General features: G+C 37.6%; 14 protein-coding genes. 5 read left to right on the plus strand and 9 right to left on the minus strand.

Annotated elements, in window-relative coordinates:
• Nucleotides 1–9 precede the first annotated feature (9 nt).
• Entirely contained in the window at nt 10–579 is a 570-nt protein-coding gene (gene efp, locus CINF_RS00790) for an elongation factor P (RefSeq protein WP_179975387.1), read from the plus strand.
• Between the two features lie 4 nt (nt 580–583).
• Here the strand turns inward: efp and CINF_RS00795 are convergent, their stop codons facing one another.
• The 9 genes from CINF_RS00795 to CINF_RS00835 form a co-directional block, all read right to left on the minus strand.
• On the minus strand, nt 584–1,141 hold the full coding sequence (locus CINF_RS00795) for a class I SAM-dependent methyltransferase (RefSeq protein WP_179975388.1): 558 nt from the start codon (nt 1,139–1,141) through the stop codon (nt 584–586).
• A gap of 255 nt (nt 1,142–1,396) precedes the next feature.
• Nucleotides 1,397–2,134 (minus strand): 7-cyano-7-deazaguanine synthase QueC, encoded by a 738-nt coding sequence (queC, locus tag CINF_RS00800; RefSeq protein WP_179975389.1) that lies wholly within the window; start codon nt 2,132–2,134, stop codon nt 1,397–1,399.
• Nucleotides 2,134–3,507 carry a phosphomannomutase/phosphoglucomutase gene (locus tag CINF_RS00805; protein ID WP_179975390.1) on the minus strand — a complete coding sequence of 458 codons (1,374 nt, stop codon included), beginning with the start codon at nt 3,505–3,507 and terminating at the stop codon, nt 2,134–2,136. Before CINF_RS00805 ends, queC begins: the two co-directional genes overlap by 1 nt.
• Before the next feature lie 28 nt (nt 3,508–3,535).
• A complete protein-coding gene (gene uvrA / locus CINF_RS00810) occupies nt 3,536–6,370 on the minus strand; it encodes an excinuclease ABC subunit UvrA (RefSeq protein ID WP_179975391.1) in 2,835 nt (944 codons plus the stop codon).
• Nucleotides 6,371–6,472: 102 nt separating this feature from the next.
• Nucleotides 6,473–7,219, minus strand: a complete 747-nt coding sequence (locus CINF_RS00815) for a tRNA 2-thiocytidine biosynthesis TtcA family protein (protein ID WP_179975392.1) — start codon at nt 7,217–7,219, stop codon at nt 6,473–6,475.
• Nucleotides 7,220–7,260: 41 nt separating this feature from the next.
• A complete protein-coding gene (locus tag CINF_RS00820; protein ID WP_179975393.1) occupies nt 7,261–7,947 on the minus strand; it encodes a 5'-methylthioadenosine/adenosylhomocysteine nucleosidase in 687 nt (228 codons plus the stop codon).
• A gap of 31 nt (nt 7,948–7,978) precedes the next feature.
• Nucleotides 7,979–8,896 (minus strand): ACP S-malonyltransferase, encoded by a 918-nt coding sequence (gene fabD / locus CINF_RS00825; RefSeq protein WP_179975394.1) that lies wholly within the window; start codon nt 8,894–8,896, stop codon nt 7,979–7,981.
• A gap of 105 nt (nt 8,897–9,001) precedes the next feature.
• Complete coding sequence (locus CINF_RS00830) at nt 9,002–9,631, minus strand: FKBP-type peptidyl-prolyl cis-trans isomerase (protein ID WP_179975395.1); 630 nt, start codon at nt 9,629–9,631, stop codon at nt 9,002–9,004.
• 19 nt (nt 9,632–9,650) lie between these two features.
• Nucleotides 9,651–10,574, minus strand: coding sequence for an aspartate carbamoyltransferase catalytic subunit (locus CINF_RS00835; protein WP_179975396.1), 924 nt, complete (start codon nt 10,572–10,574; stop codon nt 9,651–9,653).
• A gap of 101 nt (nt 10,575–10,675) precedes the next feature.
• Here CINF_RS00835 and CINF_RS00840 point away from each other — a divergent pair, with 101 nt between their 5' ends.
• The 4 genes from CINF_RS00840 (at nt 10,676) to CINF_RS00855 (ending at nt 15,545) form a co-directional block, all read left to right on the plus strand.
• Nucleotides 10,676–11,608, plus strand: a complete 933-nt coding sequence (locus CINF_RS00840) for a ribose-phosphate pyrophosphokinase (protein ID WP_179975397.1) — start codon at nt 10,676–10,678, stop codon at nt 11,606–11,608.
• 237 nt (nt 11,609–11,845) lie between these two features.
• A complete protein-coding gene (locus CINF_RS00845) occupies nt 11,846–14,149 on the plus strand; it encodes a type I restriction-modification system subunit M (RefSeq protein WP_179975398.1) in 2,304 nt (767 codons plus the stop codon).
• Complete coding sequence (gene fic, locus CINF_RS00850; protein WP_179975399.1) at nt 14,146–14,688, plus strand: protein adenylyltransferase Fic; 543 nt, start codon at nt 14,146–14,148, stop codon at nt 14,686–14,688. Before CINF_RS00845 ends, fic begins: the two co-directional genes overlap by 4 nt.
• Nucleotides 14,688–15,545 (plus strand): restriction endonuclease subunit S, encoded by an 858-nt coding sequence (locus tag CINF_RS00855; RefSeq protein WP_179975400.1) that lies wholly within the window; start codon nt 14,688–14,690, stop codon nt 15,543–15,545. The genes fic and CINF_RS00855 overlap by 1 nt, the downstream gene beginning before the upstream one ends.
• Nucleotide 15,546: the final 1 nt, after the last annotated feature.

Here is a 15,546-nt window from a genome sequence, read left to right on the forward strand (position 1 = left end):
GGAGAAATAATGGCAAGCTACCAAATGGGCGATTTAAAAAAGGGCTTAAAGATTGAAATAGACGGCATTCCGTTTAAGATCGTAGAATATCAGCATGTAAAACCAGGCAAGGGGCCAGCCTTTGTGCGCGTAAAAATTAAAAGCTTTATTGATGGCAAGGTGCTTGAAAAAACTTTTCACGCCGGAGATAAATGCGAAGCACCAAACTTAGAAGAAAAACAAATGCAATACCTTTATGATGACGGCGAGAATTGCCAGTTTATGGATAATGAAAGTTACGAGCAAGTAGCCATCAGCGATGATGATGTAGGCGATGCCAAAAAATGGATGATAGATGGAATGATGGTTGATGTGCTTTTTCACAACGGCAAGGCGATCGGCGTAGAGGTGCCACAAGTTGTAGAGCTTAAAATCATACAAACACAGCCAAATTTTAAAGGCGACACGCAAGGATCAAACAAAAAGCCAGCCACGCTTGAGACGGGTGCGGTGGTTCAAATCCCTTTTCATGTGCTTGAAGGCGAGGTGATTCGCGTTGATACTGTGCGTGGCGAGTATATAGAAAGGGCAAATAAATAATATCTCACTTTTTGCAGTAATACACAAAGGCAGGCGGGATATTTTGCCACACTGTTTTAGAAGTTTTTACTTCGCCAAATAAAGCAAAAAGCTTTTTTCTAAATCTAGCCCTTGCTCGTGTTGGTAAAATGTAGGCAAAAGTGGTAAAATATCCTCCCTCATCTAAACACTCATAAATGCTATATAAAAGCTGTTCTTGTTCTTTTTCTTTCAGTAAAGCCCAAGGAATCGAAGAGATGACAATATCAAGCTTGTTGATTTTTCTTTTAGATAAAATGTTTCTCAAATTTAAGGCTGAGTTTATTTCTATATCTAAATTTTCAAATTTAAGTGAGAGTTTATTTGCCATTTTTTTGTTAATTTCCACAGCGAAAAAATTTGCATTCTCATCTTTTTTTGATAAAATATTTCTTGTAAATGCACCCGTTCCAGCACCTATTTCAGCGATATTGCGAGCTTTTTGAAAATCTATATTTTCTGTCATTGCCACTGCTAGTTTAGATGAGCTAGCGCACAAAGCTCCTGTTTGTTTTGGATTTGTAAAATATTGAATGATAAACATTTTTTAACCTTGTTTTAAAATCAAATATTACAGTAAAAATGTAAATTGAGCGTGAATTTTTATTTGATGAATAACACTCGATAATTATAAAAAAATTTGCCAAAATAGCAATTCATAAAAATTTTCAAAGAGTAGGGTATGCACGGCAAAATAGTTATGCATATGGAATCCACAGGGTGTGGCACTGTGATGAACTTAGCTAAGGTTTTTTTACGATTTTAATGTTATTAAAATTTTGGCGGTTTTTGCTTAGAATTATTTTAAAATTGGATCTTTTGCCTTTGCCATAGCAAAGCCTCTTGCGCGCAATAAACAGCTATCACAGGCTTTACAAGGTTTTTGGTTATTTTCATAACAACTATAAGTATGCGAAAAATCCACGCCCAAACTAAGCCCAAGGCTTACGATTTGGTTTTTATTTTTATGCACGAGCGGGGCGCAAATTTTAATATTTTCACCACTGCCACAACTAATAAAATCTTGCGCCTTATTAGCAAAATCTTCGCTACAATCAGGATATCCGCTGCTGTCTTCTTCAACTATGCCTAAAAATATCGCCTCTGCGCGTTCGCGTTGAGCCAAAGCCGCTGCAATGCTAAGAAAAATCCCATTACGAAACGGCACATAAGTTATAGGCAAGCTTTCAAGTGCGTTTTTATTAGAAGTTTGCTGGCTTTGAGCATCAATGCTATTTTTGCTCTCATAAGCGTTTGTATTTAAAATTTCTAGCGCATTTTTAGGGATATTCAAGCTAGTATCAGTTAAAGCTCCGCCGCCGATTTGTGCTATAAAATTAGCATCAAAAATAAAGCTTTTTAGCGCGCCAAAATCCTTACAAAGCATCTTAAAGCATTCTTTTTCGCGCTCTTGCGTGCGCTGATTATAATCAAAATGCAAGGCTAAAATTTCATAGCCTTGGCTTTTAGCAATGGCTGTGGCTACTGCGCTATCCATACCTCCGCTTAAAATGCAAAGAGCTAGTTTTTTATCCATTATTTGTCCTTAAAATTTGAGCTAATTTTATTTATTAGGGCTGTAAATTTTTCTTGTATTAGGCTTAGGTTTTCTTGGCTGTTAGCCTCAAATCTAGTAACTAGCACAGGCGTGGTATTACTAGCTCTTACTAGCGCCCAGCCATCTTTAAAGCGCACTCTTACGCCATCGATATCTATCACATTTAAAATTTGCGGTAAATCTGCTGTGTTTAGCGCATTTTTAATCTCTTCTACGATGATAAATTTATTTTTATCGCTTGAGTTTATTTTAATTTCATCTGTGGAGTAAAGTTTTGGGAGTTGATCTAGTTTAGCGTCTAAATCCACGCCCTTAGCACATAGCTCTAAAACCCTCATAGCCGCATAAACCGCATCATCAAAACCAAAAAATCTTTCTTTGAAAAATATATGCCCGCTAACCTCAGCTGCCATATCTATATTTAGCTCTTTCATAGCTTTTTTGATATTAGAATGCCCTGTTTTTCCCATAAAAGTTTTGCCGATTTTATCGATTTGATCATACATGTTTTGGCTACATTTTACCTCGCCTAAAACGCGCGGGTTTTTCATATTTAGTGCGTATAAATATGCTAATTCATCGCCTTTGATTAAGCGTTTTTTGCTCAGCACTGCTATGCGATCGCCATCTCCATCAAAACCAAAGCCTAGCGCGAATTTACCGCTATTTAGAGCCATTTTTAAATCCTGTAAATTTTCTGCTACGCTAGGATCTGGGTGATGGTTTGGGAAATTGCCATCTGGTTTAGGGTATAAAATATGAGCGTTTAAATCAAGCGCTTTAATGATTGCTTCTAAGCTAACGCCAGCAGCCCCATTAGCACAATCACAAACAAAAGGTAAATCAAAACCCTTTAAATGCGCAAAACACTGGGTAAAAAAATCTACATATTTGCTTAAAATATCGTATTTTTGGCATTTTGTATTATTTGGAATTTGCTCTTTTGAATCTACTAGCGCGCATACTCTTTGGCCTAGTTTTGTAATATCATCGCCAAAAAAACTATCCGTGCCGATAGTGATTTTAAAGCCATTGTATTCTTTTGGATTGTGTGAGCCTGTGATCATAATATTTGCATCAAAAACCCCGCTAAAAACGCTATAATACCCAACTGGCGTAGCCAATAAGCCAATATCAAAAATTTCTAAATCATTCGCATTTAATCCGCTAAGCAAATAATCAAAAAGCTCTGGCGCGCTCAGCCTTGCATCATAGCCTACACTTACATTTTTTACGCCACGCTCTTTCATCACCGCGCCTAGTTCTTTGCCTATTGCTTTAATGCTTATTTGATTTAATTCATCGCCCACAATTCCTCTAATATCGTATTCTCTAAAAATATCTTTAAGCATATTTATCCTTTAATTTTAAATTAAAATTTCATTTTAATTCTAGCTCTTCAAGTAAAAATTCTCCCGTAAATGAGCCTGTTTTTTTATAATTTTTTGCTAGCTCTTGTGGTGAGCCAGCAGCAATTACGCGCCCACCTAAATCCCCGCCACCTGGACCCATATCTATTAAATAATCGCAGTTTTTTAGCACATCTAAATTATGCTCGATTACTATTACGCTATTGCCAAGATTTACAAGGCTTTGAAGCACATTTACTAAACGATCCACATCAGCAAAATGTAAGCCAGTAGTTGGTTCATCAAGGATATAAAGCGTTTTGCCAGTGTCTGCTCTGCTTAGCTCTTTTGCTAGTTTTATTCTTTGAGCCTCGCCACCACTAAGCTCGGTTGCACTTTGGCCAAGGCTAATATACCCAAGCCCAACGGCTTGAATTGTGGCTAGTTTTGTGCGAATTTTAGGCAAAGCATCAAAAAACAAAAGCGCCTCATCTACGCTCATTGAAAGCACATCGGCTATATTTTTGCCTTTATATTTAATTTCAAGTGTTGGCTCGTTATAGCGCGTGCCATTGCATGCATCACAAACCACGCTTACATCGGGCAAAAAATGCATTTCTACTACTATCGCGCCATCTCCGGCGCATTTTTCACAGCGTCCGCCCTTGACATTAAAGCTAAATCGTCCGCTTTTATATCCTCTTAGTTTTGCTTCTTTTGTTTGAGCAAAAAGCTCGCGAATTTCATCCATTACGCCTGTATAAGTTGCTGGATTTGAGCGTGGTGTGCGACCTATTGGGCTTTGGTCTAAATAAATTACTTTATCAAGTTGATCTAAGCCTTCGATATTTGCATTTTTTAGCGCGCTTTCATTTATTTTGGCTTTGCTTAATTGTGCTTGGGCTCGTGGTAAAAGCGTTTGAAGCACCAAAGAGCTTTTGCCTGAGCCACTTACGCCACTTACGCCTACAAAATTTTTAAGAGGAAATTTTACATCTAGATTTTTTATATTATTTATATTTGCGTTTTTAACCTCTATCCATTGTTCTTGGGGTCTATTTTTAGCATAATTTATTAGTTTTTTGCCGTTTAGATATAAGGCCGTTTGGGTTTTGCTTTTTAAAAGCTCTTTATAAGTGCCACTAAATATTACATTACCGCCATTTTTGCCAGCACCTGGGCCTATATCGATGATAAAATCTGCATTTTGCATGGTTTTTTTATCGTGTTCTACTACAAGCACGCTATTGCCTTTATTTTGTAAGCTTCTTAGGGTTGAGATTAGTTTTAGGGTGTCTTTTTCGTGTAAGCCTATGCTTGGCTCATCTAGCACATACATTACGCCACTTAATCCTGAGCCGATTTGGCTTGCTATTCTTATGCGCTGTGCTTCGCCTCCGCTAATTGTCCTTGCATCGCGTCCAAGGCTTAGATATTCTAAACCAACATCATTTAAAAAATGTAATCTTTCGCGAATTTCTTTTAAAATCGGCATAGCTATTTGTTTTTGCGTGTCGCTAAAATATTTAAAATTTGCTTCATCATCGATAAAGGCTAAGCATTGTTTAATTTGCATACTAATTAGCTCGCCTATGCCTTTATTAGCTACTTTTACAGCAAGCGAGCTAGCATTTAAGCGCAAGCCCTTACAATCAGGGCAGGGTTTTTGCGCGGTATAATCGCTAAAATCCTTGCCATCTTTGATTAAATCATAGCTGATTTTTAAAGCGCCCTCAAAACGCCTTGATAATTTATGCCTTTTCCAAATAAACTCCACATTGCTAGCATTACCATATAAAAGCGCTCTTTGCTCATTAGCATTAAGCTGGCAAAAAGGCGTTTTAGCATTTATTTCATTTTGCTGGCAAAATGCTAGGCAAAACTTATAATAATAGCTTTTATTAAAGCCATAAAGCAGTTTTAAGGCTCCGTTTTCAACGCTTAAACTTTCATTTATTATCTTGCTTTGATCTATGCTAAAACACGCACCAAGCCCATCACAGCCCCCGCACGCGCCTTTTGGCGAATTAAAGCTAAAAGATAGCGGTTCAAGCACTTCATAAGAAATTTTACAATCAAAACAAGCATTATGCTCGCTAAAATGCATAAAGTCATTTGAAATTCCTAACTCACTCGCATTTATTATGCTTAATTCAACCTCGCCATAGCTTAAAGCAAGCGATTTTTCTACTGCTTCAATAACGCGTAAATGATTTTGCGGGGTTAGCTCTATGCGGTCAATCACTGCTTTTATCGTGTGTTTTTTGGTTTTGCTTAGCTCTATGTTTTCATCTAATCTTTGGATAATGCCATCGATTTGAACTCTAAGCAAGCCATCGTTTCTAAGTTTTTCAAAAGTGTCAGCAAATGTGCCTTTTTTTTCGCGCACTAATGGAGATAAAATAACCACCTTCGTGCCATCTGGCAAGGCTGAGATTTGATCGATTATATCTTGTGCGCTCATTTTTGAGATCGGTTTATTACATTTATAACAATGCTGAATGCCAACGCGCGCATATAAAAGTCGCAGATAATCATAAATTTCAGTGATCGTTCCAACAGTAGAGCGTGGATTTTTGCTTGTGGATTTTTGATCTATGGCAATGGCTGGTGTTAGGCCTACAATGCGCTCTACATCTGGCTTTGTGTTTTTGCCTAAAAACTGCCGTGCGTAGCTTGAAAGGCTTTCTATATAACGGCGCTGACCCTCAGCATAAAGTGTATCAAATGCAAGCGTGCTTTTCCCGGAGCCAGAAATGCCAGTAAATACGACTAATTCATTTTTTGGAATTTGTAAGGATATGTTTTTTAGATTATGCTCTTTTGCGCCTGTAACGCTGATATATTCTTTTTTCTTTTGGCTCATACCCGCCCTTTAAAATTAAAAGGCGCAATTATAGCAAAAAAATACGAGCGGGCGTTTTTAAATTTTAAAGCGCAACCAAAAAAGCTAGCGCGCATTAAAATTTTAAAAAAATGTATCTTTGTGGATATTTGTAAAGGCTGATTTTAGGCTGATAAAAAGCTTAGGATTTTTGGCTTCAAGTCCAGCTAAAAGTGCCTTGGTTTGTGCTCTTGCGTGTGGCATTTTCACATCAAAACGCATAGCAGGACAAGCCTCATCGCCTATTACTTGCCAATGATTTTTTAATGCATTATCTCGTAATTGTCGCTCTCTGGCTAAAATTAGCGGGCGAATTACGATTATGCCGTTATTTGCGGTGTATTTTGGAGCAAGGGTGCGAATTGCGCCATTGTGAGTAAAGTTCATAAAAAAACTCTCAGCCGCATCATCAAAATGATGGGCGATTGCAAGTTTATTAAAACCGCCCTTTAATGCATAGCTGTATAAATACCCGCGCCTCATACGCGAAAAAAACGAGCAAAAACTAGAATTAGCGCGAATTTTTTCTTTGCTAATTTCAAAAATCGAGCTATCAATTACGCTGTGTTTGATCCCATAAGCCTTGCAATGCTCGCTTAAATAGCTAAAATCTTCGCCCATACCATAGCTTAGCGTAACAGCTTCAAAGCTAAATTTTTCTGGCGTTACTGCGCAAAAATGCTTTAAGATGTGCGCTAAACTTAGGCTATCTTTGCCCCCACTTAAAGCAAGTAAAATTTTATCGTTTTTTTCAAACATCTTGTAGCGCGCATTTGTTTGACCTACAATTTTTAATAATTTTTTGCTAATTACAACTTGCTCATTATCCATTTTAATCCTTGTAAATAGGCTTTAAATTTTAAAATTTAAGGCTAGATTTTTTTAATCATTTCTAATAAAAATTTCGCAGATTTGCTAGCAGAATCTTTTAAAAACTCATCAAAATCAAACTCCGCCCCAGAACCTGCTTCATCGCTAATTGCTCTAAGCACAAAAAACGGCACTTTCATTAAATCACAAACTTGCGCCACGCTAGCACCTTCCATTTCTACCGCATCCGCATTAAAAACATCTTTAATCCAGGCTTTTTTATTTACATTACACACGAATTGATCTCCGCTAGCTACTATGCCCTCAAATAATTTTATATTTAATTGGCTTGCGACTTGTCTTGCGATTTGATTTAAGCTTTCATCGCTTTTTGGCGCGATATTTATACCAGGGACAAAGCCAGCAGGATGGCCAAAAGCCGTGATATCAAGGTCATGCTGGACGCAGCTTGTAGCAATTAACATATCTCCTATGTGTAAGTTTTTGTTTAACGAGCCAGCAACTCCGCTAAAAAGCACGATCTCGCAACCATATCGCTCGATCAAAAGCGCAGCACTAAGCGCGCTTGCAACCTTGCCTATTTTAGTGCAAGCTATGGTTAAATTATGATCGTTTAATGTTGCTTTATAAAAAGTATTTGATGCGTATTCTTCGCCTGTGTATTCTTTTAAGCTAGCTAAAATTGGCGCAATTTCTTCATTCATCGCGCCTAAAATTCCTATTTTCATCTTTATCCTTTTTTAAAATTTGCTCTAAATTTTAATGATTTTTTAAAAATTCCACTGCCTGGTTTAAACTTGCTAAATCGCTTATGGCGATGCTTGGCTTTTGTGTGATTTTTTTATTTAATCCACAAAGCACGCTAGAACCAAACTCTACAAAACAATCCACTTCATCTTGCGCTCTTATAATGCTTTGCTTGTAAAGCACTGGGCTTGTTAATTGCGCTTTTAACAGCTCTTTTGCTTGCGTGGCTGTGCTGTAAGGTTTGGCATTTACATTTGAGATTACGGCTTTAAAATTTGGAGCGATTTTGCCATCAAGCTCGCTAGCAATGGCATTTGATGCGTTTTGTAAAAGCTTGCAATGGCTAGCAACGCTCATATTTAAAAGCATCGCTCGTTTTGCCCCAGCAGATTTAAACTCACCCTCAAGCGCCTTTAAATCATCTTTTAAGCCAGCAATTACAATTTGCCCATCGCAGTTGTAATTAGCCGGCCACGCAGATTTTTCAAAATCAGCACAAATTTTTTCTACTTTTTCATCGCTTAATCCTAAAACCACCATCATACCAGCGTCTTTGCCTGCGCAGTCTTTTGCCATCAACTTACCGCGTAAATTAACGAGCCTTAAAGCATCGATATAATTAAACGCCAAGCTTGCACACAAAGCGCTAAACTCTCCAAGCGAATGCCCTAAAAGCACGCTAGCTTCGCAATTTATCTGCTCTTTGAATGCGCTAAGAGCCATTAGGGAATTAAGCAAAATCGCTGGCTGGGTGAATTGGCTAATATCAAGTTTTGGATTTTGAGAAAACATCAAGGCTTTAAAATCTATATCAAGCGCGCAACTAGCATCATCTAAAAGCTTTTTAGCACTAGAAAAATTTTCATAAAATTCTAAACCCATACCAATTTTTTGCGAGCCTTGTCCTGGGAAAATAAAGGCTAAGTTCATTTATAAATCCTTAAAAATTATTTAGGCTGTTTAAAATAGTATTTTTGAGCTAGCGCGATTAAAATTTGCCCTTAAATTTTAAAATGCGCTAGATTTGTGTGAAAATTAGTGTTCTTTACAATGCCCGCCGCCACAGCAACCACCATCGCCATGTGAATGCTCGTGCGAATGCTCGTGTGAATGTCCGTGAGAATGCCCGCCACAGCAACCACCATCGCCGTGAGAATGCCCATGAGAATGCCCGTGCGAATGCCCGCCGCCGCCACACGCACACACATGCGGAGTTTTTACCACGCCTGTTAGCTCTTCATCGCTATCTGCTTGTCTGCGCTCTGTAATTTCTACATCAAAAATTAAATCCTTGCTTGCGTAAGGATGGTTATAATCAAGCAAAACATTTTCATCATCGATTTTTACAACCGTTGCATGCACGCTCTGGCCACTTTCATCTTGGCCTATTAAAGCCATACCGATTTTTAAATCAATGCCCGCAAACTGCTCTTTTGGCAATAACTGCATTAAGCTTTCATCGCGCTCGCCAAGCCCGTCAGCGGCTAAAATTTTAATTTGCTTTTTTTCGCCAACGCCCATTTTTAAAAGCTCATCTTCAAGTGCTTTTATGATTTGATCCTTACCACATACAAAGCCTAGTTCAGCTCCACCTGCATTGCTTTCAAGCAGCTCTTTGGTATTTGCATCGCTTAGAGCGTAAAAAAATTTAATTACTTCTGCCATTTTAATCCTTTTTTAAAATTTATTTATTAGCCAACAAGCTTAAAATCGCCATTCTAACAGCTACGCCATTTTCAACTTGCTCATAAGCTAAGCTAGTATTATCAAGCACGCCCGAACTCATCTCCACGCCACGATTTACAGGGCCTGGATGAAGTATCAAAACGCCCTTTTTAGCATCCTTTAAGCTGTTTTCGTTTATGCCAAAATACTTTGGATATTCAGCTGGCAAAGCGACCTCATCTTTGCTTCGTTCTAGCTGAATTCTTAGCATTATTAGCACATCTGCGCCACTTATAGCCTCTTTTAGGTTTTTAGCGATTTTGCATTTAAACACGCTAGCATGGCGCAAGCAAGCAGGCGGGCCAAACAGCGTAATATCAGCGCCAAGGCCTTGCATAGCATAAATATTTGATCTAGCAACGCGCGAATGAAAAATATCGCCGATTATGCTAATTTTTGCGCCTTTAATTGGGCTTAAATCTTTAAAATTTACGCCATCTAAATGCTCTAAAATAGTGAATATATCAAGCATTGCTTGGCTTGGATGCTCATTGCAGCCATCGCCTGCGTTTAGCACATGCGCGCTTGTGTTTTTTGCTATAAATTGCGCTGCTCCGCTATTAAAATGGCGCACCACAAAAAAACTATTTTGCATAGAGCTAAGATTTTTAATGGTATCGATTAAACTCTCGCCCTTTGCGGTGCTTGAAATACTTGGATTTAGGCTTAAAACATCAGCGCCTAGGCGTTTTGCGGCTAATTCAAAACTCATTCTAGTTCTTGTGGAATTTTCAAAAAACGCGCTTAATACGCTCTTGCCCTCTAAAAGATTTTCGTGTTTATTTTCACTTTTGCCTAGTTTTTTAAAATGTTTTGCGCGTTCTAAGATTGCAAGAATATCGTCTTTGCTTAGATTTTGCGTGCTTAAAAAGTCTTTTTGCATAGCTGGCCTTTTGATTTTGGGCGTGATTTTAGCCAAAAAGCTTAAATAATTAAGCAAATTTTAGTTAAAATCCGCATTCAAATTTTAAATAAAGGTGAAAAATGCGTGGCTACAAGATATTTTCAGGCACAGCAAATATAGATTTTTCAAGGCAAGTGGCGAAATTTTTAGGCATTCCACTAAGCGATGCTAGCATTAAGAGATTTAGTGATGGAGAAATTAGCGTTCAAATCGGCGAAAATGTGCGTGGCAAGGATGCTTTTATCATTCAATCAACCTGTGCGCCAACTGATACTAATTTAATGGAGCTTTTGATTTTAACAGACGCCCTAAAACGAAGCTCAGCTAGCTCAGTAACTGCTGTGGTGCCGTATTTTGGTTATGCTAGACAAGACCGCAAGGCTGCGCCACGCGTGCCAATTACTGCTAAGCTTGTAGCAAATATGATGCAAACAGCCGGCATTAACCGCGTAATTACCATGGATTTACACGCTGGACAAATACAAGGCTTTTTTGATGTGCCTGTGGATAATCTTTACGGGACGATTGCTTTTACTAATTATGTTAAAAATAAGCACTTAACAAATCCCATTGTCGCAAGCCCTGATATAGGCGGCGTAGCGCGTGCTAGAAGTTTGGCAAAGACGCTAAATTTGGATTTGGTTATAGTAGATAAACGGCGCGAAAAGGCAAATGAAAGCGAGGTTATGAATGTAATAGGCGATGTAAATGGCAAGGATGTGATTTTAATTGATGATATGGTAGATACTGCTGGCACGCTAGTAAAAGCGGCTAAGGCATTTAAAGAGCGCGGGGCAAATAGCGTGCTTGCATTTTGTACGCATCCTGTGCTAAGTGGTAAAGCGCGCCAAAATCTTGCGAGCGGAGCCATAGACGAGCTAGTAGTAACTGATACTATACCATTAAATGAGCCTTGCGAGTATGTTCAGGTAATAAGCGTGGCATCGCTATTTGCTGAGGTTATAAGGCGAGTTTATCATGGTGAAAGCGTAAATGGGCTTTTTGAATATTGATTTTTATAAATTTCTAGTGTTTTGGTTAGAATTTTAATAACAGAAGTTAAAATTGTAACCTTCGGGTTATGAAACTGGTTAGCTACTAGCTACTCTATACTTGCATTAATATAAAAAAACGATTAAAAAGTGGATAGAGGATCGAACATAATGTCAGGATCAAAACCTGTCAGCAAAGCAAGAATTTCAATTATTTTTAGTAATTAGGCGATTTGCCAGATAAAAGGAATGTATTAAATGGCTTTACAACTTCAATACGACAAACAAGGCAGGATTTATAGCCCCTTGCGTAAAAAACACCTTGTCGCCACGCCAGAAGAAAAGGTTAGGCAAGGCTTTGTTTGCACTCTCGTTAATACTTATGGCTATGAGCTTGCACAAATGGGCGAGGAAGTGAAAACAAAAGATGGCAAAGGTAGCACAAGGGCTGACATTGTCATTTGGAAAAGCATTGAAGATAAGAAAAACTCCAAAAATCCGCTTATCATCGTAGAGTGTAAGGCTGATACTATCCGCATAAGCGAGGAGGATTATAAGCAGGGCGAGAGTTACGCTAGACATACCAATGCGCCATTTTTTGTTACACACAACAGCTATGAGACGAGATTTTGGCGCGTGATAAAAGACAAAATGCCCGGACACATACAAGAAATTGCTAACATTCCGCGAAACAACGCCACACAAAAAGACATAGATAGGCTTTATAATGATTTGGTCGTATTTAAAGAAGACGAGTTTGCAAATTTGCTCCATAAATGCCACAATATAATACGAAACATTGAAAAACTAGACCCAGCTGCTGCATTTGATGAGATTGCCAAAATTTTATTTATGAAAGTTTTTGTGGAGAGGGATTTACGCAAAGGCGAACAAAATAATAAATTTACTATTGATTACATAGAAAAGGCAAAGGAGTTTAACGCTAACCCGCTAACAAACTTTTTTGAGGATACCAAAAAAATCTTTGCCAAAGATTTGATTTTTGATAAAGATGAAAAGATAAATTTAAAAGAACACACTATTTTACGCATCATTAAAGAGCTTCAAATTTATAACCTTTCGCTGACTTCCACAGATGTTAAAGGTATAGCCTTTGAGCGATTTTTAGGACGCACTTTTCGCGGAGAAATCGGGCAGTTTTTTACGCCTAGAAGTGTTGTGGATTTTATGGTGGAGATGATAAGCCCACAAGAAAGCGAAATAATATGCGACCCAGCAAGTGGAAGTGGTGGTTTTTTAATCCGAGTTTTTAGTAAGGTGCGAGAACGCATTCAACAAGATATTATCAAGCAATATGAAGTATATAAACAAAATTTACTACAAGACAAAGATGAAAACAAAATCACTGAGCAAGAAGCCAAAGCACTTGATGAGAAATTTAATGAGTTACAAAAAGAACTCAAAGTTGAAAATTCAGGTTCAAGGCTATATAATCTCTCAAATCATTGTATTTTTGGCACAGATGCTAACGATAGAATGGCACGCACTTCCAAAATGAATATGATAATGCACGGCGATGGACACAGCGGCATTTATAATCACGATGGACTTTTAAATATCAACGGCATTTTTGAAAATCGCTTTGATATAATCCTTACAAATCCACCCTTTGGCGCACAAGTAGAAAAAGAAGACAAAGTCCAAGAAAAAGACACGCAATTTTTAGTGCAAAAAGACGGTGATAAATATAAAGTTTTAAAAAACGACAAAGAAGAATGGATAGCAAAAGATGATGAGCTAGCCCAAAAATACTACGCCCTTTACGGCAAAGTAACTTACCAAAATGCCCAAGCCAAAATCATAGAAAACATAGGCAAACCCATAGCCTCACTTTTTGCCCTTAAAGAAAATTTGCAAAGTGATAAAACCGAGCATTTATTTATCAATCGTTGTTTGGATTTGTTAAAGCCTAGCGGACGAATGGGTATAGTCTTGCCAGAAGGCGTTTTTAACACACCAAATGCCGAGTATGTGCGTAAATTTGTAGAAGGCAAAGCCTTTTTAAGAGCAGTCATTTCCTTGCCAAGCGAAACTTTTTTAAGCTCCAAGGCAAGCGTAAAATGCTCGATTTTATTTTTGCAAAAATTTAGCGAGAGCGAACAAGCAAAATGGGATGGTTTATTGCAATCACATAGGCAAAATTTGGAGCAAGAGCATAAAAACGAGTTAGATTTGCTTAATGAAATTATCTCTTATCGCAAACAAAAGGGCGAGAAAATCGCTAAATACAGCACAGATGATAAAAAACGCGCCAAAAAAGAGCAAAAAGAGCTAACCGAGCGCATAGAAAAAGAAGCGTTGTCAAAAACAAAAATAGATTTTGATTATCCCATATTTATGGCAGAGCCTGAATTTGTAGGCATTACAAGCACGGGCGAAACAGGGGACAATGTCCCAAATGATTTGCGAGACAGCTTTGAAATGGTAGATAACGAACCAAAATTAAAAAATAAAGGCATAGCCACGCATTTTAAGGAATTTTTAGAAGAGTATAATATCGCGTGGAATGGCAAGGCGCAGGATACAAAGGAATCCAAATGACAGAGATTGACAAACAATCCTTGCAAAATGCCAAGCGACTTTTTGAAAGTGGAGAGATAGACAAAATCGAAGTTGGCACGACAAAAGGACTTCAAAGTATTCATAAATATCTTTTTAATGGTTTGTATGATTTTGCAGGGAGCATTCGCACTCAAAATATTTCCAAGGCTAATTTTCGCTTCGCAAACGCACTCTATCTCAAAAAAGTGTTAAAGGTAATAGATTCTATGAGCGAAGCAAATTTCGATGAGATTATCGTCAAATATGTAGAAATGAATATCGCTCACCCCTTTATGGAGGGTAATGGCAGAGCTACGCGAATATGGCTAGATATGATTTTTAAGCAAAATTTAGGCGTAGTGGTGGCGTGGCAACATATCGATAAATTCAAATACTTGCAAGCTATGGAGCGAAGCCCTGTGAATGATTTAGAGCTAAAAGCCCTAATTGAGCCAAATTTAAGCCCAAAAATCAACGATATAGAAAGCATTTTCAAAGGTATAGAGCAATCATATTTTTATGAGAGCGAGGATAGATAATGAGTAAGATTCAAGTAGTGTGGTTTAGGGATTTAAGTTTATGGGATTTTAAGAGCAATGGCTTTATTTCCAGCAATGAATTGTTTAAATCAAAATATCCACTAGTAAAAATTAGCGAGTTTCTAAAACGAAATAAAACGCAAACTATCATAAAAGATGAAGTTTTATATATAAGAGTTACAATAAGTGGTAAGGCTTCTTTTAATGGTGCTACGGTAAGAGATAAGGTTTATGGAAAAAATATAGGCATAAAAAAACAATACAAGATTAAAGAGGGTCAATTTTTGGTGTCGAAAATTGGGGCTGGAGATGGTGCTTTTGGTATCGCGACAAATGAACTTAATGAGGCAATAATTACTTCTGATTTTTGGGCTTTTGATTATAACCAATCAAGAATCAATCCATATTTTTTACTTTTTATGGTAAAAACTAAAAAATTTATCTCTTTTGCAAGAGCTTCAAGCAGTGGAACAGCACTAAAAAGAATGAATGAGAATAAATTTCTCGGTGCTAAAATCCCGCTCCCACCACTTGAAATCCAAAATAAAATAGTTGCAGATATTCACGCCATACAAACCAAAATCAAAGCATTACAAGTTGAAGAAAAAAGGCTTAAAGATGAGATTGAAACATATATATATATAACACTTGGCTTACAAAAGCCCCAAAGCGCGCAAAAACAAAAGGTATTTGTCGTGCGATTTAAAAATTTAGAGCGTTGGGATATTGTCTATAATCAAAACGCTTATAGCCAAACAAGCACTAACGTCAAGCTAGATAAATATCATTTGCAAGAGCTATGCGACATAAATCCTAGCGTGGATATGAAAGAGATAATCAAGCAAGATAAAATATAAG

The organism is Candidatus Campylobacter infans, assembly GCF_013416015.1.
Lineage (GTDB): Bacteria > Campylobacterota > Campylobacteria > Campylobacterales > Campylobacteraceae > Campylobacter > Campylobacter infans.

Coding starts and splice junctions, on each gene's coding strand:
- efp (WP_179975387.1), top strand. CDS start 10: ATGGCAAGCTACCAAATGGGCGATTTAAAAAAGGGCTTAAAGATTGAA.
- CINF_RS00795 (WP_179975388.1), bottom strand. CDS start 1,141: ATGTTTATCATTCAATATTTTACAAATCCAAAACAAACAGGAGCTTTG.
- queC (WP_179975389.1), bottom strand. CDS start 2,134: ATGGATAAAAAACTAGCTCTTTGCATTTTAAGCGGAGGTATGGATAGC.
- CINF_RS00805 (WP_179975390.1), bottom strand. CDS start 3,507: ATGCTTAAAGATATTTTTAGAGAATACGATATTAGAGGAATTGTGGGC.
- uvrA (WP_179975391.1), bottom strand. CDS start 6,370: ATGAGCCAAAAGAAAAAAGAATATATCAGCGTTACAGGCGCAAAAGAG.
- CINF_RS00815 (WP_179975392.1), bottom strand. CDS start 7,219: ATGGATAATGAGCAAGTTGTAATTAGCAAAAAATTATTAAAAATTGTA.
- CINF_RS00820 (WP_179975393.1), bottom strand. CDS start 7,947: ATGAAAATAGGAATTTTAGGCGCGATGAATGAAGAAATTGCGCCAATT.
- fabD (WP_179975394.1), bottom strand. CDS start 8,896: ATGAACTTAGCCTTTATTTTCCCAGGACAAGGCTCGCAAAAAATTGGT.
- CINF_RS00830 (WP_179975395.1), bottom strand. CDS start 9,631: ATGGCAGAAGTAATTAAATTTTTTTACGCTCTAAGCGATGCAAATACC.
- CINF_RS00835 (WP_179975396.1), bottom strand. CDS start 10,574: ATGCAAAAAGACTTTTTAAGCACGCAAAATCTAAGCAAAGACGATATT.
- CINF_RS00840 (WP_179975397.1), top strand. CDS start 10,676: ATGCGTGGCTACAAGATATTTTCAGGCACAGCAAATATAGATTTTTCA.
- CINF_RS00845 (WP_179975398.1), top strand. CDS start 11,846: ATGGCTTTACAACTTCAATACGACAAACAAGGCAGGATTTATAGCCCC.
- fic (WP_179975399.1), top strand. CDS start 14,146: ATGACAGAGATTGACAAACAATCCTTGCAAAATGCCAAGCGACTTTTT.
- CINF_RS00855 (WP_179975400.1), top strand. CDS start 14,688: ATGAGTAAGATTCAAGTAGTGTGGTTTAGGGATTTAAGTTTATGGGAT.